Origin of the sequence: Methylobacterium brachiatum, assembly GCF_900113845.1 — a bacterium.
In the GTDB taxonomy this organism is placed as follows: Bacteria; Pseudomonadota; Alphaproteobacteria; order Rhizobiales; family Beijerinckiaceae; genus Methylobacterium; species Methylobacterium brachiatum.
In genome coordinates this window covers 363,062-385,857 of record NZ_FOQW01000002.1, presented here as the reverse complement: position 1 = coordinate 385,857, position 22,796 = coordinate 363,062, and the positions used below count along the sequence as shown (strand labels likewise).

General features: G+C 68.7%; 21 protein-coding genes, 1 tRNA gene and 1 pseudogene. 11 read left to right on the top strand and 12 right to left on the bottom strand.

Going from position 1 to position 22,796, the window contains the following annotated elements; all coding sequences use genetic code 11:
* Window positions 1–38 precede the first annotated feature (38 nt).
* Window positions 39–1,895, top strand: coding sequence for a glycoside hydrolase family 15 protein (locus BMZ47_RS01775; protein ID WP_091857898.1), 1,857 nt, complete (start codon window positions 39–41; stop codon window positions 1,893–1,895).
* 197 nt (window positions 1,896–2,092) lie between these two features.
* On the opposite strand, the gene BMZ47_RS01770 is transcribed toward BMZ47_RS01775, so the two are convergent.
* From BMZ47_RS01770 to BMZ47_RS01755, 4 genes are all read right to left on the bottom strand, one after another.
* Window positions 2,093–3,637 carry a DUF2336 domain-containing protein gene (locus tag BMZ47_RS01770; protein ID WP_091857895.1) on the bottom strand — a complete coding sequence of 515 codons (1,545 nt, stop codon included), beginning with the start codon at window positions 3,635–3,637 and terminating at the stop codon, window positions 2,093–2,095.
* Window positions 3,634–4,725: a lytic transglycosylase gene (locus BMZ47_RS01765; protein WP_039902308.1), complete on the bottom strand. Its 1,092-nt coding sequence runs from the start codon at window positions 4,723–4,725 to the stop codon at window positions 3,634–3,636. The genes BMZ47_RS01770 and BMZ47_RS01765 overlap by 4 nt, the downstream gene beginning before the upstream one ends.
* Window positions 4,726–4,815: 90 nt before the next feature.
* Window positions 4,816–5,445, bottom strand: a complete 630-nt coding sequence (locus tag BMZ47_RS01760) for a flavin reductase family protein (RefSeq protein ID WP_091857893.1) — start codon at window positions 5,443–5,445, stop codon at window positions 4,816–4,818.
* A gap of 27 nt (window positions 5,446–5,472) precedes the next feature.
* Window positions 5,473–6,036: a nitroreductase family protein gene (locus BMZ47_RS01755; protein WP_091857890.1), complete on the bottom strand. Its 564-nt coding sequence runs from the start codon at window positions 6,034–6,036 to the stop codon at window positions 5,473–5,475.
* Window positions 6,037–6,172: 136 nt separating this feature from the next.
* Here BMZ47_RS01755 and BMZ47_RS01750 point away from each other — a divergent pair, with 136 nt between their 5' ends.
* Entirely contained in the window at window positions 6,173–7,099 is a 927-nt protein-coding gene (locus BMZ47_RS01750) for an RgsD C-terminal domain-containing protein (protein WP_091857887.1), read from the top strand.
* Window positions 7,100–7,108: 9 nt separating this feature from the next.
* On the opposite strand, the gene BMZ47_RS01745 is transcribed toward BMZ47_RS01750, so the two are convergent.
* Window positions 7,109–7,936 carry a DMT family transporter gene (locus tag BMZ47_RS01745; RefSeq protein ID WP_091858120.1) on the bottom strand — a complete coding sequence of 276 codons (828 nt, stop codon included), beginning with the start codon at window positions 7,934–7,936 and terminating at the stop codon, window positions 7,109–7,111.
* 327 nt (window positions 7,937–8,263) lie between these two features.
* Between BMZ47_RS01745 and BMZ47_RS01740 the strand changes: the two genes are divergently transcribed.
* The 4 genes from BMZ47_RS01740 to BMZ47_RS01725 all read left to right on the top strand — a co-directional run bounded on the left by BMZ47_RS01740 (window position 8,264) and on the right by BMZ47_RS01725 (window position 11,148).
* Entirely contained in the window at window positions 8,264–8,662 is a 399-nt protein-coding gene (locus tag BMZ47_RS01740) for a PRC-barrel domain-containing protein (RefSeq protein WP_039902341.1), read from the top strand.
* 657 nt (window positions 8,663–9,319) lie between these two features.
* The gene (locus BMZ47_RS01735) at window positions 9,320–9,706 is read left to right on the top strand and encodes a class I SAM-dependent methyltransferase (protein WP_091857883.1); all 387 of its coding nucleotides are present in this window, start codon (window positions 9,320–9,322) and stop codon (window positions 9,704–9,706) included.
* Window positions 9,706–10,026, top strand: coding sequence for a hypothetical protein (locus tag BMZ47_RS01730; protein ID WP_091857880.1), 321 nt, complete (start codon window positions 9,706–9,708; stop codon window positions 10,024–10,026). Before BMZ47_RS01735 ends, BMZ47_RS01730 begins: the two co-directional genes overlap by 1 nt.
* A 72-nt stretch (window positions 10,027–10,098) precedes the next feature.
* Window positions 10,099–11,148, top strand: a complete 1,050-nt coding sequence (locus BMZ47_RS01725; protein WP_091857877.1) for an alginate O-acetyltransferase AlgX-related protein — start codon at window positions 10,099–10,101, stop codon at window positions 11,146–11,148.
* Window positions 11,149–11,227: 79 nt separating this feature from the next.
* Here the strand turns inward: BMZ47_RS01725 and BMZ47_RS01720 are convergent, their stop codons facing one another.
* Entirely contained in the window at window positions 11,228–11,479 is a 252-nt protein-coding gene (locus BMZ47_RS01720; RefSeq protein WP_007559860.1) for a hypothetical protein, read from the bottom strand.
* A gap of 267 nt (window positions 11,480–11,746) precedes the next feature.
* On the opposite strand from BMZ47_RS01720, the gene BMZ47_RS01715 reads away from it, so the two are divergent.
* From BMZ47_RS01715 to BMZ47_RS01705, 3 genes are all read left to right on the top strand, one after another.
* Window positions 11,747–12,223, top strand: coding sequence for a DUF2231 domain-containing protein (locus tag BMZ47_RS01715; RefSeq protein WP_091857874.1), 477 nt, complete (start codon window positions 11,747–11,749; stop codon window positions 12,221–12,223).
* Window positions 12,220–13,560, top strand: coding sequence for a PQQ-dependent sugar dehydrogenase (locus BMZ47_RS01710; protein WP_091857871.1), 1,341 nt, complete (start codon window positions 12,220–12,222; stop codon window positions 13,558–13,560). Before BMZ47_RS01715 ends, BMZ47_RS01710 begins: the two co-directional genes overlap by 4 nt.
* A 76-nt stretch (window positions 13,561–13,636) precedes the next feature.
* A complete protein-coding gene (locus tag BMZ47_RS01705) occupies window positions 13,637–13,837 on the top strand; it encodes a ribosome modulation factor (RefSeq protein ID WP_091857868.1) in 201 nt (66 codons plus the stop codon).
* 53 nt (window positions 13,838–13,890) lie between these two features.
* Here the strand turns inward: BMZ47_RS01705 and BMZ47_RS01700 are convergent, their stop codons facing one another.
* The 6 genes and pseudogenes from BMZ47_RS01700 to BMZ47_RS01675 form a co-directional block, all read right to left on the bottom strand.
* Entirely contained in the window at window positions 13,891–14,076 is a 186-nt protein-coding gene (locus BMZ47_RS01700) for a hypothetical protein (RefSeq protein ID WP_091857865.1), read from the bottom strand.
* A 359-nt stretch (window positions 14,077–14,435) separates the two neighbouring features.
* Window positions 14,436–16,124, bottom strand: a complete 1,689-nt coding sequence (locus tag BMZ47_RS01695; protein ID WP_091857862.1) for a methyl-accepting chemotaxis protein — start codon at window positions 16,122–16,124, stop codon at window positions 14,436–14,438.
* 185 nt (window positions 16,125–16,309) lie between these two features.
* Window positions 16,310–17,278, bottom strand: a pseudogene (locus BMZ47_RS01690) (helix-turn-helix domain-containing protein).
* Window positions 17,279–17,620: 342 nt separating this feature from the next.
* Window positions 17,621–18,274: a hypothetical protein gene (locus BMZ47_RS01685; RefSeq protein ID WP_091857859.1), complete on the bottom strand. Its 654-nt coding sequence runs from the start codon at window positions 18,272–18,274 to the stop codon at window positions 17,621–17,623.
* A 282-nt stretch (window positions 18,275–18,556) separates the two neighbouring features.
* A tRNA-Lys gene (locus BMZ47_RS01680) sits at window positions 18,557–18,632 on the bottom strand.
* Window positions 18,633–18,735: 103 nt separating this feature from the next.
* Window positions 18,736–20,295 (bottom strand): 2-isopropylmalate synthase, encoded by a 1,560-nt coding sequence (locus BMZ47_RS01675; protein WP_091857856.1) that lies wholly within the window; start codon window positions 20,293–20,295, stop codon window positions 18,736–18,738.
* A gap of 411 nt (window positions 20,296–20,706) precedes the next feature.
* Here BMZ47_RS01675 and leuB point away from each other — a divergent pair, with 411 nt between their 5' ends.
* On the top strand, window positions 20,707–21,816 hold the full coding sequence (gene leuB, locus BMZ47_RS01670) for a 3-isopropylmalate dehydrogenase (RefSeq protein WP_007559840.1): 1,110 nt from the start codon (window positions 20,707–20,709) through the stop codon (window positions 21,814–21,816).
* A 185-nt stretch (window positions 21,817–22,001) separates the two neighbouring features.
* Window positions 22,002–22,784: a bifunctional demethylmenaquinone methyltransferase/2-methoxy-6-polyprenyl-1,4-benzoquinol methylase UbiE gene (ubiE, locus tag BMZ47_RS01665; protein ID WP_091857852.1), complete on the top strand. Its 783-nt coding sequence runs from the start codon at window positions 22,002–22,004 to the stop codon at window positions 22,782–22,784.
* The last annotated feature ends 12 nt before the right edge of the window (window positions 22,785–22,796 follow it).

The window sequence follows — 22,796 nt, the reverse complement described above, 5'->3', positions numbered from 1 at the left end:
TGCGCCGCACAAGGGCGCAATCGCCACTCGGAAGCCTCGTGTCGAAGCCCATCAGCGATTACGCCCTTATCGGCGACACCCATTCCTGCGCGCTGATCGCCCGCGACGGCTCGATCGACTGGCTGTGCTGGCCGCGCCACGACTCGCCGGCCCTGTTCCTGAAGCTCCTCGACGACGAGAAGGGCGGCGCGTGCAGCCTCACCTTCGACGCGCTCAAGGGCTCCGCGCGCCGCTACGTGCCCGACACCAACATCCTGGAGACGACCTTCACCACCGCCACGGGGCGCGCCACGCTGATCGACGTCATGCCGGTCAACCCGCCGAGCCCGGAACCCGATGAGGGCCCGGACGGCGAGGGTGAGAGCCGCCTGATCCGGCTGCTGACCTGCGAGAGCGGGCGCGTGACGGGCCGGTTCGTGGTGCGCCCGACCTTCGACTACGCCCGCCGCGCCTGCACGCCCATCGTGGAGGGTCGGTCCGTCCTGTTCGAGGCGGAGGATTGGCGCCTGCGCGTCAACGCGTTCCCGCAGCCGGAGCTGGCGGGCGACGAGGCCGAGATCCGGTTCAGCCTCGCAGAGGGCGAGACCGCCTATCTCGTCCTGACCCATGGCGAGGATAACGAGGACGCCTGCATCGAGGACTTCGCAGGGGCGCAGCGCCGCCTGGACACGACCGTCGAATACTGGCGCCGCTGGAGCGCCCGCAGTAGCTATCGTGGCGCCTACCGGGACGCGGTGATGCGCTCCGCCCTGTGCCTGAAGCTCCTGACCTACTCGCCCTCGGGCGGCATCGTCGCGGCGGCGACCGCCGGGCTGCCGGAGGCGGTGCCGGGTGACCGCAACTACGATTACCGCTTCACCTGGATGCGCGACGCGGCCTTCACGGTGACCGCCTTCGTGATGCTCGGCTATGTCCGGGAGGCCGCTGAATTCCTGCGTTTCCTGCGTGAGCGGGACGGTTCCTACGGGCGCGACACCAAGCTGATGTACGGCATCAGCGACGGCATGCCGGCGGAAGAGGTGCTGGACCACCTCGCCGGCTGGAACGGCGTCGGCCCGGTGGTGATCGGCAACCTCGCCGCGGATCAGGACCAGCACGACATCTACGGCGAGTTGCTGCGGGCGCTCTGCGTGTTCCTGGAAGCGGTCGATTACGATCCGCCCGAGAAGGTCAACGACCGGCTGCCCGAGGTGCTCGACAACCTCACCGCCCGGGCGATCCGCCACCGGCACGACGCCGATCACGGCATCTGGGAGCTGCGCACCGGGCCGCGCCACCAGGTCCACACCAAGGCGATGATCTGGGTGGCGCTGACCGATGCAGCCCGGATCGGCCGCAACATCGACGGCGTATCTCAGGAGAAGATCGCCGAATGGGAGCGGATCGCCGCCGAGGTCCGCGCGGAGTACCTCGAGAAAGGGTGGAATCCGGAGAAGCAGGCCTATACCGGCGCCTACGAGTCGCATCACCTCGACGCGGCCGTGCTGCGCGTCGCCCTGTTCGGCGCGCTGGACCCCTCCGATCCGCGCACCCGCTCGACCCTCGCGGCGATCGAGCGGGAGCTGGGCGATGGCGACCTGATCTATCGCTACCGCATGGATGACGGCCTGAAGGGTGACGAGGGCACCTTCACGGCCTGCGCGTTCTGGCGGGTCGGCTGCCTGGCGCTCGACGGGCGCACCCGGGAAGCCAAGGACGCGTTCGAGCGGCTGATCGCCCGGGGCAACGATCTCGGCCTGTTCGCCGAGGAGATCGACGCGGCGAGCGGCGAGCAGCGCGGGAACATGCCCCAGGGTTTCTCGCACATGGCGCTGATCAACGCGGCCCTGCGGCTGGAGGACAGCATCGAGCGGTTTGGTTTGAGGGATCCGATCGAGCGACGGGCGGCCGAGTAGGCCGTTTCTCCGACGCCGCTGTTCCCCGATCTGCGAAGGGACATCCGATCCGCCCAACGGCCTGGAAGTCGAACGGATGCTGCAGCTGCCACGCCGTAGCTCTTGCCCTGTCGGCGGATCTGGATTCCGGGCTCGCCTCCGGCGCCCCGGAAGGGCGGAGCGTCGTGTGTAGACCAGCGCGCACTTTCTTGCCGAGATCAGGCCGCGATCCGGATGCCCTCGTCCGGCCGGTTCTCCGCACCGCCGCGGCTGGCGCGGAACTGGTCCAGCAGGTCGGCGCCGAGCCCGTCGAGGACTTCCTGCATGGCGGCCTGGACCTCCGGATCCTCCTCCTTCGGCTCCGTGCGGTACCAGGCCAGGATCTGCTCCGGCAGCGCATCCAGGATCGCGCCCACGGGGTTGGGCAGTTCCGCTTCCGCCGGTTCGCGTTTCGCGTCCGGGCCGATCACAGGCTCGACCGCCGCCGGCGCGGGGGCCTCGACCGGGGCCGTCGCGACAATCTCCACGGCATCTTCCGGCGCGACGAACGCGCTGCGGCGCTGGCTCTCCAAGGCGGCGCGCCAGGCGGCATCCGCGGCTGCGGCGTCGCGACGGGCAGCTTCACGCGCCAGGGCCTCGGCCGCGATGGCACGGGCGGCCTCGCGGGCCTCGTCGCGGGCGGCTTCGGATTCGTAGCGGGTCAGCAGGGCGACGACCGCGTGCATCTCGGGCGCCGGCAGGTCGGTGCAGGCGTCGATGGCGGACTCGATCACCCGGCGCGACAGGCCTGCGCCGCGCAGGCCCGTCGAAGGGCCGGCAGCCTGGCGGGCGGAGAGCGCCGCCTGCATCGCCGGCAGCAGCGCCTCGGGCAGGCCGGCTCTGCGATGCAGATCGGCGAAGGACCGGGGATCCCGCATGGCGCGGGCGATCCCGACATGATCCTGGCCCGAGAGATCGGCGAGGGCAGCCTGGACGAAGTCGGTCCGGCCCGAGAGAACCGCCCGGAGGATCAGGCCGGCAGTCAGCTGATGGGTCGTGCGCAGATGTGCCACCAAGCGGGCGACCGCGGCGGCGCCGGATTGGTCGCATACGTCCAGCGCCACGCGCTCGCCGGCCTCGCGGCGCATCCGGTCGCAGCGCTCGGTGCCGAGCCAACCGCGGTCGGTGACGAAATGCGACAGCGCCTCCGCGACCGCCAGGCCGATCGTGTAGCGCACCTCCGGCGGCAGGTCGGACCGGCGCAGCAGCGCTTCGCGCAAGCTGGCTTCGCCGCCGCGGCGCTCGATCATGCGCAGCATCCGGCCCGCGGTGATCTTCGCCGTGGGATTCCCGGCCAGAACCACGAGGGTATCCAGCTCGCCGATCTCGGCCAGCGCCCCCGAGACCGCGTGGGACAGGTGATGGCGCGCCGCGATCACCGCACGGGTGGCCTCGTCGCCCAATGCGGCGGCATCGACCAGGTCCGCATCGGTGAGCACCGGCGAGCGGGCGAGGACGAGGCGCGCCACCTCGGGCACGTCGCAGGAGAGGGCCACCACCAGCGGCCGGGGCGTCCGCGCGGAGGCCGCGCAGGTCTCGGCGAGCGCCCGGCGGACCACCGGGGACGGATCGTCCAGCAGCGACAGCAGCGCGGTCTTGGCTTCCCAGGCCTCGTCGGCGGAAAGGTCGCCGTAGAGGTATGCCCGCGCCAGCGCGGTGGTGGCCTCGGCCCGGCGGCCGGCCGAGGCGTTCTGCGTCCAGGCCAGGAACTCGCGGATGATCATGGGCCGCTCCGGGGGGCGAACAGGCTGGTCCTGATGCCGGTGGTGGATCCCGCAGTGGCGAGATCGGCCGGGCGGCGGGGCGGCAGCGGCGGGTTGACCAGGGCGGGGCCGGCCGGCGTCGGCGCCGGTTCGGCAAGGGCGCCCGTGGTGACCGGCTCGGGAACCGCCACGCTCTGCGGCGCGTCGGCGTCGGAGCGCGGGAAATAGGTCGGGGCGGCGTGCTGCGCGGGCGGCGCAGCGTTGCGGGCCTGCCAGAGGCGCGCCGCCGCATCCGATGCGGCTCCCCGCTGGTCGGTCTGGAACAGGCTGCGCAGATCGGAGGTTCCGCCGAACGCCGCGGCGGTGCTGGCATAAGCCGTCGCCGCCTGAGTGACCGGGGCGCTCTCCTGGCGCAGAGCGGTCAGGTCGGTGGCTGCGGCCCCCTGCGCGGCGGCCGCGAGATTGGCATAGAGCTCGGCCGCACTGCGCGGCCGGCCGGCGCGATCATAGAACAGGGCCCGGTTGGCGGCGGCGGCGTCCGGCAGGTCGAGGGCCGCGGCCCGGGCCGGGAAGGCGCGGGCGGTGGAGATCAGCGCGGCCGCGCCCTTCGCCCCCAGGACATGCGCCGCGTAGAGGTCACCGGAGGTCGGGTCGCGCCCCAGCGCTGCGGCGAGGGCGTCGGAATTCTGCTGGGTCAGGGCGCCGGCGAGCGTCGCGGAGATCTTGGGATCGCGCCGCAGGTCGAGGATCGCCTGGCGCTGGTCGGCATTCGGGACCGCGTAGGTGCCGTCGGGCTGGCGGGTGATCGCGTCCGCCTGGGCCTGGAGGCCGAGCTTGGGCCCGGCATTCTTCATCACGCCGAGCCAGGTCTGCTCGATGAACTGGAACAGGCCGGTGGCCGAGGAGGTCCCGGCCTTGGCCGACGGATCGAGGGCCGATTCCCGCCGGGCCGTCGCGAGCAGGTAATCGAAGCCGACCCCGCTCGCCATCGCGCCGTCGCGGATCGCCTGGACCACCGGGCCGGACGCGGCCGCGCCGGAGCCCGCCCGCGGCGCTTGCGCGGGCGGGCTGCTCTCCGGTGGGCTGGACGGCGTGGTGAACAGGAACATCCGGGCGCGCACGGGGTCTGAGGACACCGGGAACCTGCGCCGCTTATGGTAAACAACTCCTCAATCGAAGTTGCGCCAGGTTAGGCATTTTCAGGAGCCGGTGAACTCCGCCGCGCCCTTCGGCCGGCGCATCTGGAACCGGTTATCCGCGGTGGCGCGGAAGTAATCGAAATAGCCGCCGCGTAGGATCGGATGCATGGCGGCCGTGTCGACCATGCCGTCCGACACGAACTGCTCGTCGACGTAGATCGAGACCACTTGCCCGACGACCAGGAAGTTCTCGGCCTCGCCTCCGCCGAGCGGCACCAGCGGGACGGTCTGCAGCCATCGGCATTCGAGGGCGGCGGGCGAGGCTGCCACCCGCGGCGGGCGCACCTTCTGCGAGGGGGCGGTCTCGAGCTTCGTGAAGACGAACTCGCTCTCGCCCCGCGGGAGCGGCGCCGAGGAATCGTTCATCCCGTCACGCAGATCCCAGGTCGCCAGGCTGCAGACGAACTCGGCACCTTCCTCCGCGAAGGTCATCGCGTCCTTCCGGCCCGAGGACGAGAACGCCACCATGTTGTCGGCCACCGCATTGAAGAACGAGTAGGGCGCGAGGTTGAGCTTGCCCTCCCGGCTCATGGCGCTGATCCAGCCGATCGGCCGCGGCGCGACGATCGCCTTCAGGGGGTTGTGCGGCAGGGCGCGCGCCTCGCGCGGAGCTTCGAGATCGTAATGCACGGGTGCGCCTTTTGAGACCAATCGCAATCAGAGATAGGTCACGATCTCGGAAAGACTCGGCCGCGGCCGGTCGGACGGCACTTCGCGCGCCCGGCCGATATGGACGAACCCCGCGAGTTTCTCGGTCGGCGCGAGGCCCAGCGCGTCCAGCACGCGGCGGTCATAGGCGTACCATTCCGTCAGCCACGCGGTGGCGAAGCCCGACGCGTTGGCGGCGATGACCAGGTTCATCGTGGCGGCACCCACGGAGAGCAGCTGCTCCCATTCGGGGATCTTCACGTGCGGTCCAACACGGGAGACCACCGCAACGACCATCGGCGCGTGCATCAGGCGGCCGCGTTCCTGAGCCAGCCGCTCGGGACTCGCCTCCGGGTTGTCGGCCGCGAACGTCGCCGCGATGGTCTCGCCGACCCGCTCCCGCGCCGCCTCCGCGATGACGATGAAGCGCCAGGGGGCCAGCTTGCCGTGGTCGGGCACCCGGGAGGCCGCGGTCAGGATGGTTTCGAGCTGCGCACGGTCCGGCCCCGGGCCGTCCAGCAGCAGCGGCGGCACCGAGCGGCGCGTCTTCAGAAGGTCGAGGGTGGCAGTCATGCGTCCTGTCCCGCTGTGGAATCGGGCCTCGGATGTGGCACGCAGCGCCACCCGGGGGAAGACCGTGCGGCCTTGCCGCCGCCATGGTCGGGAGGCACAGGCGGGCTGGAACCGAGGCTTGATGAGGATTCGACCGATGCGCACGAGGCTTGCCGCGATGGCGGTGGCAATTCTCCTGCCGGCCCATCTCCTGCCGGCGGACGCGCGCGCGCAACAGGGCGTGTTCCAGAACCGCCTCGGCGATCCCCTGCCCTCCCCGTCGATCACCAGCCCGAGCCTGCCGCCCAGCATGCCGCCGGCCGAGCCGGAGGCGCAGCTGTCCCTGTCGGCGCTTCTGTCCGGCGCCGGCGTGCCCCTGCGCCAGGGGCTGGCCTGGCGGATCTACGAGGATCGCGGCGACGGGACCCGGCCGTCCATCGTCGGCCGCTCCACCGAGGCCGAGCCGAACTTCACGCTTGCGCCCGGCACCTACGTGGCGACCGTGACCTATGGCTTCGCCAGCGCCTCCAAACGGATCGTGATGGGCGGCCAGCCGGCCACCGACACCCTCCGGGTGGCGGCCGGCGCCCTGAAACTCGCGGGCGCCGTGGGCGACCAGAAGATTCCGCCCGCCCAGGTCTCGTTCTCGGTGTTCGTGCCGGTGGGGACCAATTCCGAGGGCCGGCTGGTGCGCTCGGGCATCAAGGCCGGCGAACTCCTGCGGCTGCCCGAGGGCACGTATCACGTGGTCTCGACCTACGGGGAATCCAACGCGATCCAGCGCGCCGACCTGCGCGTCGAGAACGGCAAGGTCACGGAGGCGACACTCAACCATCGCGCCGCCACCGTCACCCTGAAGCTGGTGGCCGCCCCCGGGGCGGAGGCCTATGCGGGCACCGCCTTCTCCGTGCTGACGCCCGGCGGCGACACGATCCGCGAGGCGATCGGCGCGTTCCCGCAGGTCACCCTGGCAGAGGGCGACTACGTGCTGATCGCCCGCCATGACGGGCAGGTCTATACCCGGGAGTTCAAGGTCGAGAGCGGGCTGGACCGGGATATCGAGGTGGTCGCCAAGGCCGGCTGAGCGCTGGGCTCAAGCCAGGCGCCGGGCCAGGGCCACGCAGGCGGCGACCAGAAGGGCCGCGGCGATCATCGCGGGCTCGATCCGCTCGCCGAGCACCAGGGCGGCGACCCCGAGCCCCATGAACGGCTGCAAGAGCTGGAGCTGCCCGATCGCCGCGATGCCGCCCCGGGCGAGCGCCCGGTACCAGAACACGAAACCGATCAGCATGCTGAACAAAGCCACGTAGCCGAGGCCGGCCCAGGCCGGGAGCGGGATCGCCTCGAGATGGGCGGGGGTCAAGGCCAGCGCCAGCGGCAGGGAGAGCGGCAGCGACAGCACGGTTGCCCACGCGATCACCTGCCAGCCGCCGAGCCGGCGCGCCAGGATCCCGCCCTCGGCATAGCCGAGCCCGCAGACCAGGATCGCGGCGAGCATGAAGGCGTCGCCCGACCCCGGCGGCCCGTCGAGCCCGCGGGCGGCGAAACCCACGGTCACGAGGGCGCCCAGCACCGACAGGACCCAGAACGCCGCCGACGGGCGCTCGCCCGACCGCAGGGCCCCGAACAGCGCCGTCGAGAGCGGCAGCAACCCGACGAAGACGGTGCCGTGCGCCGCGCCGACGTTGCGCAGCGCCAGCGCGGTCAGGAGCGGGAAGCCGACCACGACGCCGCCGGCCACGATCGCGAGCGCCGCGAGATCGCCGCGACGCGGCCACGCTTCTCGCAGGATCAGCAGCGCGGCCGCCCCCGCCAGGCCTGCCAGTGCCGCCCGTGCCGCGCTGAGGAATAGCGCATCCATCCCGGTCAGCGCCAAACGGGTCGCCGCGAGCGAGGCGCTGAAGATCGCCACGCCGATCATCCCGTCGATCCAAGCGCCCGGCTGTCGCACGATTGCGACTGCGCCGGTCGCGTTCTCCGGCGACGTCGCCAAGATCTCCGCTTGTTTCACCACGCCTGTCCCCCGATCCTCACCGATCGAGCTTTGCGTCCGACGAGGGGGCCAAGCCAGGGACGGTTCCGGGCCTGCACGGCCGAACTGTCCCGCCTGCTGAGCAGTACAATCGCGGCCGCGCGGATGTCTCAGGTCGGTTCCATGTTCAGCGCCTTAACATTTCTGCGAGGTGGCGGAACGATGGGCTCGGGCACGCCATTCTCCCGCGCCCATTCCGGGCCGCCGGAGATCTCGATGCGCCGCCTCGTCCTCGCCTCCCTCGCCGCTTCCGCCCTGGCCGGGCCCGCCCTCGCCGCCAACACCGCGCCCCCGACGGTCGCCCCCAAATTCGAGAGCGTGCCGCAGGACGCGGTGCTGAGCTACAACCTGATCGGCCTCAACATCACCGACGCCGAGAACAACACCGTCGGCGAGATCAAGGATCTGGCGATCGTCCACGAGAAGCTCGTCGGCTACATCGTCTCTGTCGGCGGCTTCCTCGGCATGGGCGAGCGCTACGTCGCCGTCTCGCCGTCCTCCGTCGCCCTGGGCTATGATGCTGACGCCAAGAAGTGGAAGGCGATCATCGGCGCCACCAAGGATCAGCTGAAATCCGCGCCGGAGTTCAAGTACGACGGCAAGTTCAAGCGCTGATTGTTTCAAGGCTGGGGCTGCCGGCGGGGATCCGACCGGCGGCCCATCTCTCACGAATTTCCGGGATCTCTTGTCCCGCATCCCTGCCGCGATCGACGCCGGACGCGAAACAGCGGCTGCGGCGCCACGCGGGGCCGGTACTTGTTGTCGGCGAAGACCGAAGCTTTCTGTGTTCGGCAACGAATTACGGCGTTGAGATGTATCGATCGCCTCAAGGCCTGCAATATTGACGGCAAGCCTGTTGGATCAGACCAACCTAGAGTTCTTGCGCGATTGCACCCCGCCTTTTCTGCGAATGACACGCTCGTTGCATCGCGCGACGTTTTCAGTCTTCGATTTAAAATAATCTTCGGTAATCGGAGCGGTGATCCCAGCAATCGTTTCCGGGGTTCGTACTGAAAAAGCCGCTCTTTCTCCCGCATTCCCATAGCTGACAGCTGATCCGGCTATAAGCTGGCCGCTTGCGCATCGGATTGAGCGGCCTTTGCTGGAACCGTGTGAAAACCTGGGATCGTATGCTACCGTAGCGTCCGTGCGGATGGTGCTTTAGCCACGGGGCCCGTTGACGTGTCGGATAAGAGCAAGAGCGATCGATCCCCCCGCTACGAAGAGCCGTGGCACGACGCGCTACAGAAGCGAAGCTACTGGTATCACTCGATGCAGTTTCCCGACGGCGAGTCGGTAAAGGGTAGCTGGACCATCGAGGACTTCGGTCGATACATCGGCGGATACGACGTCAGCGGGAAAACGGTGCTCGATGTCGGCACGGCGTCCGGCTATCTCGCGTTCCATGCGGAGAAGGCGGGCGCGACGGTCACAGGCCTCGACGCGGCGTCGACGCACGAGTTTCGGCACTTCCCCTTCGCCTCATCGCTGTCCTATCGCGATATCCAGCAGTCCCGTCAGGTCTGGGAAAGCGAAAATCTTATCCCGATCAAGAATTCCTGGTGGCATGCGTGGCATAAGTTCAACAGTCGTGCTAAGTGCGTCTACGCGCCGATGCGGAACTCTACGAATGGCGCGAGCAGAGTTTCGATGTGGTGATGGCCGGTGCCATCGTCGAGCATCTCTCGGATCCAGTCTACGCGATCGGTGCCTGGGCGCGCCTCGCACGAGAAGCGGTGTTGATCCCATTCACGGATGTGCTGCCGATCGACGACCTCGTGATCCATCCGATCACGCCGCTCGATAACCCCAATCTCTTCTACGTCTGGTGGCACCTGTCGCGCGGGCTATACCAAAAGATCTTCGACAATCTCGGGTTCGACGTCTCATTCACCCAGGCCGAGGCGATCCACAACGACGGTGCAAGTGGACCGGAGCGCGCGATGCGGCCCACGATCATCGCGACGCGCCGTAGCTGAGGCGTCCGTCGATCGCGTTATGGGCCGGCACAGCGCCGGCCTTGCCGTCTCAGCTTTCGTGCGAACCAAGCCATGTTTGTTCCGGAGCACATTCATATCGGAAAGGGCGGAAATTTATTCCTTGTGCAGGGCGCAAACAACGTTCTGTCTCAATACGTCGACACGCCCGTTGTACGCTGGCTGCTCTGGCAGTGGCGTCAAGCGATCCTGACCCGGCACAAACGTCTGCAGGCTATGGGCATATGCTACAAGCATGTGACGATTCCGGAAAAACTGACCATCTATGACCATGTGCTGGATGGTATTGATTTGAAATGGGTTTTGTCGCCGGCGGTGCGGCTGTATCACGAGGATCCCTATTATCGGCGGTTCCCGCTCCGGGCTGTCAACGTCAGGCGGTATCTTCAGCGTCGGAAGCTTTGGCGGTCGATCCTGATCGATCTCGTGGCGCCCATGCGGCGGCGCAGGGATGATCTTGAGTTGTATTTCCAGACGGACACGCACTGGACGTTCGATGGGCGGATGATCGGATATCATGAGATATGCCGGGCGCTCGGAGCGCAGCCGGTGCGGGATTTTCGACGGCGGCCGACGCAGTACGCCGCCAATTGGTCCGGCGATCTCGGCGCCGTGTGCATTCCGCCCTGGACCGAAGGGGCGACGTTCTCCGTGCTCCAGCGGGACGCGGAACGGATCTACGCGAGCCCGATCGTCGAGCACCGAGAACGTTCAGGGCAGATCGGGACCCTCCATACCGGCTCCCACACCGTCTACCGCAACGACAAGTCACAAGACCCGCGGCGTCTGGTGCTGTTCGGCGATAGCTACGCCCACTTCGCGCCCATCATGCTGACGATCATGCTGGCGGAAACCTTCCGGGAGGTGCACTTTATTTGGAGTACGCAGGTCGATTTCGGCTACATCGAGCGCGTGAAGCCGGACATCGTGCTGACCGAGATGTCGGAGCGGTTCATCTACCGGGCTCCCGACGATGCCTGGGATCTGGAGGCTTATGCCCGCGACCGTTATGGCGATGAGCTGAGCGCTCCGGGCCCAACGGACCAGATGCCGGGATCGAGCCCGATCGGCGACTCGGCGAGCGCGGCGCACCAAAGCCCCTAGACGCCGGCGCAGAGGCGCGTTCGCCGGTCTCAGCCCGATGACACCACGTCCGTCGCGAGGACCGGCGCCGGAGCGCGCATCAGGGTGACACCCGATCGCCCCGCAGGGCCTCCCGCGCCATGCGGCTGACGAGCGCGTCGCGCCGGGCCTGACGGAGGATGATACGGGCCGCGGCCCGGGCGTTGGCGGCGCGGAGTGCGGCCTGCGGCCCGCCCTCGCGCAGCACCCGCCAGGCGAGGGCGCGGAACCATTTGACGTTGGCGAGCGCGGCTGCCCGGCGGCTCATCGGGCCACCGACATCGAGCGGCTTCTCTACTGTTGCAGCGGCCATTGGCTCAATCCTGGACTGCACTTCGCCGCCTGTCCGCGAATGAGACAAGAAATGGCGATGCTGCTCCGACTCGGCAATAGTGATGCCGAGTGCCCCTTTTAGAAAACGACACAGATTTCAATCTTCGACGGTGCGGGACCGCACGCATCCCAGGGCGCCGCGCGAAACCCGCCCCTTCGCGGCGGCCCGCCACACGGCCGCAGGCGCGCCCGGTGCGGAACCTTTGCTGCGGCCCGCGGTAGGATCGTCGATGAACGATGTGATCGTATGACGGGGATTCCTGTGTCCGAAACTTACCCGCGATCGACCGCCAGCATCGCCGGTCATCCCATCCATCCGATGCTTGTGCCGATCCCGATCGTCTGCTTCGTCGGGACCCTCGTCACCGACATCGCCTATTGGTCGACGGCCAACACGCAGTGGGCCAACTTCTCGGCTTGGCTGTTGAGCATCGGGCTGGTGGCGTCAGTCTTCGCCGGCCTGGCCGGCGCGATCGACTTCTTCGGGGATCGGACCATCCGGCGGCTGCGGCCGGCCTGGATCCACGCCTCCGGCAACGCGCTGGCGCTGACCCTCGCGATCGTCAACGCCTTCGTGCACAGCCGCGACGCCTACACCTCCGTGGTGCCGACCGGCCTGATCCTGTCCGCGCTGGTGGTCGTCATCCTGCTGGTGACCGGCTGGAACGGCGCGGAACTGATCCATCGGCATCGGGTCGGCGTACAGCCGGGAGAGCGCGCATGAGCCGGATCCGCAACACCCTTGCCACTGCCGCCCTGCTGCTACTGGCCGCCTGCGGACCGGATCCGATCGATCCGCAGACCCAGGTCGGGCCGAACCCGCCCCTGCCCGAATTGCACCAGTACCTGCTGCCGCCGATGCACGTGTCGCGAGCGATCGGCTGGAAGGACGGCGAGACGCCTCAGGTTGCCGCCGGCTTGCAGGTGAAAGCCCTCGCGACCGGCCTCAAGAGCCCGCGCTCGCTCCTGGTGCTGCCCAACGGCGACATCCTGGTCGCGGAGAGCGGCGGACCCACCCCGCCGATCAACCGGCCGAAGGAGATCATCATGGGCTGGCTGGAGGGCCTGTCCCATCCGCCGGAGAAGCCCGGCCAGCGCATCACCCTGCTGCGCGATGCCGACGGCGACGGCGTGGCCGAGCTGCGCACCGTCCTGCTCGAGAACCTGAACGCGCCTTTCGGCATGGCGCTGGTCGGCGACGACCTCTACGTCGCCAACACGGATGCGGTGATGCGCTACCCCTACAAGGCCGGCGCGACCCAGATTACCGCGCCCGGGACCAAGCTCACCGAGCTGCCGGCGGGGCGGATCAACCACCATTGGACCAAGAGCCTGACCGCCAGCCCGGACGGGACCAAGCTGTATGCGGGCGTCGGCTCGAACAGCAACGTCACCGAGAACGGCCTGGACGAGGAGACCGACCGCGCGTCGATCTGGGAGATCGACCGGGCGACCGGCGCCCACCGGCTCTACGCCACGGGCCTGCGCAACCCGAACGGCCTCACCTTCGAGCCGCAGACCAAGACCCTCTGGTGCGTGGTCAACGAGCGCGACGAACTCGGCCCCGACCTGGTGCCGGATTACATGACCTCCGTGAAGGATGGCGGCTTCTACGGCTGGCCGTACAGCTACTGGGGCAAGAACCTCGATCCGCGGGTCATGCCGCAGCGCCTCGAGCTGGTCGCCCAGGCGCTCATGCCGGACTACTCGCTGAGCTCGCACGTCGCGCCGCTCGGGATGGCGTTCGCGACCGGCACCGGCCTCCCGCAAGCCTACCGCAGCGGCGCCTTCGTGGGCGAGCACGGCAGCTGGAACCGTGACCCGCTGAACGGCTACAAGGTCGTCTACATCCCGTTCGAGAACGGCAAGCCCGCCGGTAAGGCGCAGGACGTGGTCACCGGCTTCGTCAACGCCGACAAGCAGGCGCGGGGCCGGCCGGTGGGCGTCGCGATCGACAGCCAGGGCGGCCTGCTGATCGCCGACGATGCCGGCGGCACGGTGTGGCGCGTAACCGGATCGAGCGCGCGTTCCGATGCGGCACCCGCGACCATCCTGCGATGATCCGGTTCGGGGCAGCCTGTCACGTCGCTGGTGGGTCCTGCACTCAGCGCGGATCGAACACCGGGAGGCCTGCACGATGACGATGTCGACCCGTTCACCGACGGCGATCAGTGACGAAGGGCGCCATGCCCGGGATCGCGGGGATCCGATCACGGCCAACCCGTATCCAGCCGATTCGGACGAGCACCGCATCTGGGAGCGCGGCTATCAGATTCCGGATCGCGAGGCGCAGGATGCGTCGGCGAGCCCGGACTCGGGTCAGGCGCCGTCATCGTAGTCAGCGTATCGCGGGGCCGTCAGGGTCGTGCCGGGCGGCGACCGGCCGGTTTGCTACGGCGTCCGAGCGAGGGCTCTCGTTGATAGAAGCCGCGGACCTTCGGCCGTATCGTCGAAGTCGTCCCGTGTGATGAGCGGGGCGGCGGATCCGAAGCCCTCGAGGGTGTCGTCGAGAAGCCTATCGAGCGTGTCGGCGACCCAGCTCGCGCCGTCGACCATGGACATCAGGATGGCGTGCATCGCCTGCCTCCCCGGAGCGGGGCATTCGTTCTCGAAGGCGGCGGAGCGCCCGATTATCGGGCGTTCCGTCGCCGGGACCTGACCGCATCAGACGAAATGCGCCGGCAGGGCGAGGCTGAGGGCCTGGACATAGGATCCGGCCAGGACCGCGACGGTGGCGATCGTCACGGCGGTGGCAATGGTGAGGCGGGTTGCGAGGGTCATTGGCGGTCTCCATCAGGTCCGCGACTGTGTTCGCGGTGTGACCCTGATGTATGCCCAAGCTTTCCCGGCGGGCGTGCTCCGGCGCACCCGGGTCATAACCTGCTTGATCGGTGGGCCGCGCGCCCCCTCCAATGAGCGCGCGGCCGAGTCCTGATCTAGGCGGCCCGCACGGTGGCGAGGAAGCGATTGACCTGCGCCGCAAGGTGCTCCGATTGCCGCGAGAGTTCCGACGCCGCTCCGAGCACTTGGCTCGCCGCCGTCCCGGTCTCCTCGGCGGCGCCCGCGACGCCGGCGATGTTGCTGGTCACCGCGCCCGTCCCCATGGCGGCCTGGCTGACGTTGCGGACGATCTCCTGAGTTGCCGCACCCTGCTCCTCGACGGCAGCGGCGATCGAGGTCGTCACGCCGCTGATCTCCTGGATCCGCGTCGCGATCGAGCCGATCGCCGACACGGCCTGACCGGTCGAAGCCTGGATCCGGGCGATCTGGCCCGAGATCTCGTCGGTGGCTTTGGCGGTCTGCTCGGCGAGGGCCTTCACCTCGGAGGCGACCACCGCGAAGCCGCGGCCGGCGGCTCCGGCGCGGGCCGCCTCGATGGTGGCGTTGAGCGCCAGCAGGTTGGTCTGGCCGGCGATCGACGAGATCAGCCCGACCACGTCGCCCACCCGGGCCGCGGCGGCGCTGAGTTCCTGCACCAGCACGGCTGTCTGATCCGCCTCGTTGACGGCGCGCTGCGCCAGGCTGGCCGAGCCGTCGACCTGCCGGCCGATCTCCTGGACCGAGGAGCCGAGCTCCTCCGCGGCAGCCGCCACGGTGTTGACATTGGACGCGGCCTCTTCCGCGGCCGCCGCGACCGCGCCGGACTGGGCGGAGGTCTGGCCCGCCATCGCCGACATCGCCCCCGCGGTGGCCTGCAACTCGGTCGCCGAGGCTGAGACCAGGCCGATGATCCCACCCACCGCCTGCTCGAAATCCTGGGCCATCTGGCGCATGCCGAGCTTGCGCTGCTCCTCGGCGGCGAGCCGGGCCTGGGCGGTCTCGGATTCCAGAGCCTTCATCTGGATCAGCCCATCCTTGAACACCTGCACGGCGTCGGCGATCTTGCCGATCTCGGTCTTCGCGCCCTGATGGGGAATCGTCACCGCAAGGTCGCCGGCGATCAGGGACTGCATCGGCTCCACCACCGAGCGGATGCCGCGTGTGACACCCAGGACGATGACAACACCCGACAGCACGGACAGGGCCACCGCGATCCCGATCGCGATGAGGATCAGCATCCGGGTCTCCTCGAAGACCGCCTTGCCTTGCGCCTCGGCAGCGCCGGCGCCGTCGTTGTTCAGGGCGACGAGTTTCTCGAGGGTGCCGGATACGGCGCGACGCGGCGCAAGTCCGCTCGTCTCGTAGAGGCTGTAGGCCTGTGCCTTGTCACCCCGGCGGGAGATGCTCAGCACCTCGTCCCGAACTCCCCGGAAGCTCTCGGATGCGCGGCTCAGGGTCTCGTAGAGCGCCTTTTCCTCCGGCGAGCTGATCAGCGTCTCGTAGAGCTTGGTCTTCTCGCTCAGGGTCTTATCGAAGTTGGCGATGTCCTTGTCGATGCTCGCGAGCAGCGCCGGGTCGGTCGCCTGCGTGTGGCGCAGGAGGAGCCCGCTGCTGCGGGCCGTGAGCGTGTTGATCTCGCTCAGCGTCTTGACGCTCGGCAACCAGTTCGTCTCGATCGCGACGGTCTGATCGCGCAGCTTCTGCGTGGCCGCGAGACCGAGCATGCCCAGGCCGACCACGAAGACGGTCAGGATGGTGAACGCCACGATCAGCTTCGTACGAATGGATATAGATTGCAGCGTCACGACACCCTCGCAATGCAGCGGAATACAAAATCGCTCCAAGCTGCAGCCGCGAATGCTTGCCGAAAATAGATTAACAACCGCTGATTACGGGTGTCTCTCGCGCTACGGATGTTGACCGGTGGAGTAAGGGCGTCGCCCGGCGTCCCGGCCCTGTTTCGACGTCAGCGACGCGCGGCTCCGCCCGATCAGGCTTTCGAAGCGGGTTGATCCGAGAGATGGCGGAATTCACTCGGCGCCATGCCGTACCGGTCCTTGAATCGGCGGGAGAAGTGGGCCTGGCTCGCGAAGCCGCAGCCATAGGCCAGAGTGCCGATGGAGAGATGGCGGCATCCCTGATCGGTCAACCGCTTGGCCGCCGTCTCCAGCCGCCGCTGCCAGATCCAGTCGGAGATGTGCTAGTCATGCTCGTGGAACAGCTCCTGCAGCCTGCGCAGCGACACACCCACCGCCGCGGCGAGCTGAGGCGGGTCGAGGGCCGGGTCGCCGAGATGAGCCTCGACATAGGCTTTGGCGCGTTGGACCACGACGGTGCCGTGCAGCGGTCGTGGCACCTCGCGCGCCAGGCGCTCGGCGATGCCGGCCGCGACGAGGTCCACGGCGATCGCCGACATCCGCTGGGCGGCGTCAGGCGTGAAGGTGTTCTCGACCCTTAGCAACGTGTCGAGGAACGTCGTCACCAGCCGAGCGCTTCCGAGATCGGCCCCGACGCTCAGGACCGAGAAATGGCGCGCGTCACCCAGGAGGTTCTCCAGGCGGTCGCGCGGGATCTCCAGAAGGAGCGAGCGAGACGGCCCGGTCGTTTGCCGGACGGACGGGCTCGCCCGATCCAGGACCATGATCTCGCCGGGCTGTACGATCGCTTGGCGACCGAACTGCTCGCACATCGAGGTTCCGGACAGCTTGACCGTGACTGCGAGGGTGTCCCGCTTGTCGTTTCTGCGGAGTGTCGTCGGTGTCGACTCGACGCGCACGGCGCTGAAGGTCGAACGCGTGATCAGCAGCGATCCGAGATCGGTTCCCTCGAACAGGCCGTGGAACGTGCCGTCGCCGACCCGATACAGCTCCGCCGGCATCAGGCGAGCATTCGCGAAATCTTTCCAGATCCGAAAATTGGTGTCGGAATGCTCGCCGAGGGCCGAAAAAAGTGTCTTCATCGCGTCGGCGATCGACCCATCATTTTCAATCTTGGATCGTGGGATTATCTCGCGTCTCGCACAAAAAGGGTAGCTTTTTAGCAAGGGTTCAGAAACCATAAATTGCATTCGTGTTTCCGAGCTAATACTACGAAAACAGAATTATATGCAGTCTAAACGTTGCTAATATAGCATAGGCAACAAGCCCGGCGATGAGACGTGTCCAATATTTGTCTGAGTTAAAATGTCACGTGGAGTGGCGTGCAGGCGGTCGGCCGGTCCGATCGCCGATGCGGCCGGGTGCGCTACGATCCTTGATGGACCCCGCGATCCGGCTGCATCCGCGACGACGCGGTCCGCCGATCAGTCGGCGATCGGCGGACCGGCATCGTCGGGGGCCTCACGCGGCGAAGGCCGGGGCTTGCGGGCCGGCTTCGCGGGCTGGACGGCACGGGCCTGCGGAGGCGCCTGCGTGACGGGGCGCTGAGGCGGCCGCGGCGGCCGCTCGATCTGGACCTTCCTGGCTGCGCCGGCCGCCGGCCCGGCCGGAGCCGGTGCGGCGGGCTCCGATGTGGCGCCCGGGCGCTCCGGAGGCGACGCGGCATTCGCCCGGTTCTGCGGCGCACGCGTCGGCGGGCCGGCGGCCGCGGGCAACCCTGCCCGCCCCGGCATCGCCGGGAGCGGCGCTGTGGCAGACACGGCGCCCGCCGCGGCGTTCGGCGGAGCGAGCGTGCATTGCTGCCCGCAATTGCTCACGACCGCCTCGACGGCCTTGCCGTCGATCGTGGCCGCGACGATGCAGCGGGCCGGATGGTAGACCAATTCGTACTGGAACTTGCCCTTGTCATCCGATTCGGTGCGGAACTTGTCCTCCAGCACCACGGGCATGTGCGGGCGATCCGTGGTCCCGACGACGTAGAGCCGGCCCGTCGCGATCGCCGCCAGGGTGATCTCCGGCGCCGCCCAGGCGGGCCCGCACGCCGCCAGGGCGCCTGCGGCGGCAACGATCGAGGCCAAACGAACCAACCGACAAATCTCCGAGTTCAACCATCGACAAGCGACGGCTAGACCATCTTCAGGCGGAGATAGTTCCGAAATCTAGATCGCACAGGCGGGAGAAATTGTCCTGCACGCTATCGGAGAGGTTTGGATTTCGTTGTGTACGGACCAGCGGGCCGCACGGCGCTTCGCTGCCGGACCCTTCCCGTCCGCCGCTCAAGCCAGAATGCAGAAACCCCAAGCGCAGCGGCTCAGCCGCGGCCTCAGGGTTGTCGTCTCGAAAGAATGTTCGGAAAATCTTGGTGGGCGCACTAGGGTTCGAACCTAGGACCCGCTGATTAAGAGTCAGCTGCTCTACCAACTGAGCTATGCGCCCGATCGCGTCTGCGACCCGCCCCGGTGGCCACCAAGTCCGTCCGGGGTGGCGGGCTGATACCAACGCATCCGGGGGCTGTCCACCCCCGGATGCAGGTTTTTTGCTATTCCGCCGCCGCGTGCTGTGCATGAACCCGCACGGCGTGGGCCGCGAGCTTGTTCAACGCCGAGAGATACGCCTTGGCGGAGGCCACCAGCGTGTCGGGATCGGCGCCGCGGGCGGTGACGCTCCGCTCGCCGTCGCGCAGGCGCACCGAGACCTCGGCCTGGGCGTCGGTGCCGCCGGAGACGGCCTGGACCTGGTACAGCTCCAGCTCGGCCTTGTGCGGCACCAGGGCGGTGATCGCGTTGAACACGGCGTCCACCGGCCCGTTGCCGTCCGCCTCCTCGATCCGCGTCCCGGTCTCGTCGGCGATGCGCAGGGTGGCGCGCTGCGGCCCCCGCGTGCCGGCGATGACCGAGAGCGAGACCAGCCGGATCCGATCATGGGCGGTGGCGAGGTTCTCGTCGACGAGCGCCTCGATATCCTCGTCGTAGACGTGCTTCTTCCGGTCGGCCAAAGCCTTGAACCGCTCGAACGCGTCCTGGAACTGGTTGTCGGACAGGTGCAGGCCGAGATCGTCGAGCTTGGAGCGGAAGGCCGCCCGGCCGGAATGCTTGCCCATCACCAGGGAGGTCTTGGTCAGGCCCACCGAGGCCGGGGTCATGATCTCGTAGGTCTCGGCGTTCTTGAGCATGCCGTCCTGGTGGATGCCGCTCTCGTGCGCGAAGGCGTTGCGGCCGACGATCGCCTTGTTGAACTGCACCGGGAAGTTGGTGGCGTGGCTCACCAGCTTCGAGGCGCGGGTCAGCATGGTCGATTCGATGCCGGTCTCGTAGGGCAGGACGTCCGCGCGGGTGCGCAGGGCCATGACGATCTCCTCGAGCGCGGCGTTGCCGGCCCGCTCGCCGATGCCGTTGATCGTGCACTCGACCTGCCTTGCGCCGCCCTCGATGCCGGCGAGCGAATTGGCGATCGCGAGGCCGAGATCGTTGTGGCAATGGACCGAGAAGACGGCCTGATCGGCGTTCGGCACCCGCTCGCGCACGGACGCGAACATGTCGCGGTACTCGGAGGGCGTGGCGTAGCCCACCGTGTCGGGCAAGTTGATCGTGGTGGCGCCGGCCTTGATCGCCGCCTCGACGCAGCGGCACAGGTAGTCGATCGGTGTGCGGGTCGCGTCCATGGCCGACCATTCCACGTCCTCGACGAGGTCGCGGGCCTGGGCCACGGTCTTCAGGATGATCTCGAGCACCTCGTCCTGGCTCTTGCGCATCTGGTGGGCGAGGTGGATCGGCGAGGTCGACACGAAGGTGTGGATCCGCCCGCGCTTGGCGTGACGCACCGCCTCGCCGGCCCGGGCGATGTCGGCGGGGATCGCGCGGGCGAGACCCGCGATGGTGGCGCGCTTGGTGCGCCGGGCGATCTCCGACACGGCCTCGAAGTCACCGATCGACGCGATCGGGAAGCCGGCCTCGATGATGTCGACGCCCATCGTATCGAGGAGCTCGGCGACCGCCAGCTTCTCGTCGTGGGTCATGGTGGCGCCGGGGCATTGCTCGCCGTCGCGCAGGGTCGTGTCGAAGATGACGATGCGTTCGCGGGCGGTGGTGCTGGTGGTCATGGCGTTACCCTATCGCGGGCCGCCCGGCAGAAGGCTCGGGCCGGCGTGGTGCCCCGGGCGGGGCTGGATGTCGCGAGTGCAGAAACTCCCCTGAAGGCCCAGGCGCGCGCGCCCAGACGGCCCTCAGGGGCGGGTAAGCAGAAGCGGAAGAAGAAGCCCGGAGCGGCGCGCACGGGACCGAAGCACCGTAGAGGCGGCGCGGGCGGTCTCGATCGCTGAGCCGGCTCTGGCCAAGGCTCGTCTCTCCCGGGTGGGGCGCGGACGGCGTGACGCAGCACCCGCGCGGTGGCCGGCAGAGGTAGCGCCGTCGCCACGGAAACACAAGGTCCGCCCCGGCTCGGCGCCTTGCCAAGCGCGCCCCGCCCTCGATAAAGCCCGCCGGCACGTCGAGAGAGAACCCGCGAGACCGTCATGGCCAGCTACAAGCTCCTGCTCCTGCCCGGCGACGGGATCGGCCCGGAGGTCGCGGGCGGCATGCAAGTCGTGCTCGACGCCCTGAAGGAGACCGGGCTCGCGACCTTCGAGACCGAGACCGATCTCGTCGGCGGCTGCGCCCTCGATGCGCATGGCCGCCCGCTCTCGGACGAGACCCTGGCGCGTGCCCGCGCCGCGGACGCGATCCTGCTCGGCGCGGTGGGCGGCCCGAAATGGGCCGGCGTCGCCTACGAGAACCGCCCGGAGGCCGGCCTGCTGCGCCTGCGCAAGGACCTCGAGCTGTTCGCCAACCTGCGGCCGGCGATCTGCTACCCGGCGCTGGCCGACGCCTCCGCGCTCAAGCGCGAGCTGGTCGAGGGCCTCGACATCATGATCGTCCGCGAGTTGACCGGCGGCGTCTATTTCGGCGAGCCCAAGGAGATCACGACCCTGCCGGACGGCTCCAAGCGGGCCGTGGACACGCAGGTCTACACCACCGGCGAGATCGAGCGGATCGCCCATGTCGCCTTCGATCTGGCGGCCAAGCGCTCGGGTCGCGTGGCCTCGGCCGAGAAGCACAACGTGATGAAGTCCGGCGTCCTGTGGAAGGAGGTCGTGACCAAGGTCCATGCCGAGCACTACGCCCAGATCGAGCTGGAGCACGTGCTCGCCGACAATTGCGCCATGCAGCTGGTGCGCCGGCCGAAGCAGTTCGACGTGCTGGTCACCGACAACCTGTTCGGCGACGTGCTGTCCGACCTCGCCGCGATGCTCACCGGCTCGCTCGGCATGCTGCCCTCGGCCTCGCTGGGCGCCGTGGACGACAGCGGCGTGCGCCGGGCGCTGTACGAGCCGTGCCACGGCTCGGCCCCGGACATCGCCGGCCAGGACAAGGCGAACCCGATCGCGATGATCGGCTCGCTCACCATGTGCCTGCGCTACTCGTTCGGGCTCGGCGAGGCGGCGGACGCGCTCGACGGCGCCGTGATGGACGCGCTCGCAAGCGGCGCGCGCACCGCCGATATCGCCGGCGAGGGCACCAACCCGATGGGCACCCGCGCCATGGCGAACGCCGTCGCCGACGCCCTGCGCGCCCGCGTCGGCTGAGGATCCGTCACCGCCCGCGTGATAGGACGCATGGCGGATGGGCGCGGCCTTCGCTATGACGCACGGGCTTAAAAGCGCTCGCCGCCGAGGCGGATGCCGGTTCGGCGGCGAGCGCGTCACATCGAGAACTTGGAGCCGTTCCCGGGCGCAGCGCGATCGGGAACGGCTCTGAGAACGGGAGCGTCATGAAGGCCGGGGACGGGGCGACGGAGCGCGAGAGCGCGGATTTCGGCTTCGAGCGCGTGTCGCTCGACGAGAAGCAGGGGCGCGTCGACAGCGTCTTCCACTCGGTCGCCCGCCGCTACGACGTCATGAACGACTTGATGTCGGCGGGCCTGCACCGGGCCTGGAAGGCGCAGCTCGTCTCGATGCTGCGGCCGCCGCAGGGCCGGCCCTTCGCGCATCTCGACGTGGCCGGCGGCACCGGCGACGTGGCGTTCCGGGTGCTCGCCGCGGGCGGCCCCAAGACGCGGGTCACGGTGCTCGACATCAACGAATCGATGCTGCGCGTCGGCGCCGAGCGGGCCCGGGAGAAGGTCGAGGATGCGAGCGACCGGATCGCCTTCGTGACCGGCAACGCCGAGAGCCTGCCGCTGCCGGACGCCGCCTTCGACGCCTACACGATCGCCTTCGGCATCCGGAACGTGCCGCGGATCGAGACCGCGCTGGCCGAGGCGCGCCGGGTACTGAAACCCGGCGGCCGGTTCCTGTGCCTGGAATTCTCCGCGGTCGACATCCCGCTGCTCGACAAGATCTACGACGCCTATTCCTTCCACGTGATCCCGCGGATCGGCGCCCGTGTCGCCGGCGATGCCGAATCGTACCGCTACCTGGTCGAGTCGATCCGCAAGTTCCCGACGCGCGGCGCCTTCGCGGGCATGATCGAGCGCGCCGGCTTCCGCCACGTCACGGACCGGCCGCTGTCGGGCGGGATCGTGGCGATCCATTCCGGCTGGAAGGTCTCCTGATCTTGGCCAACG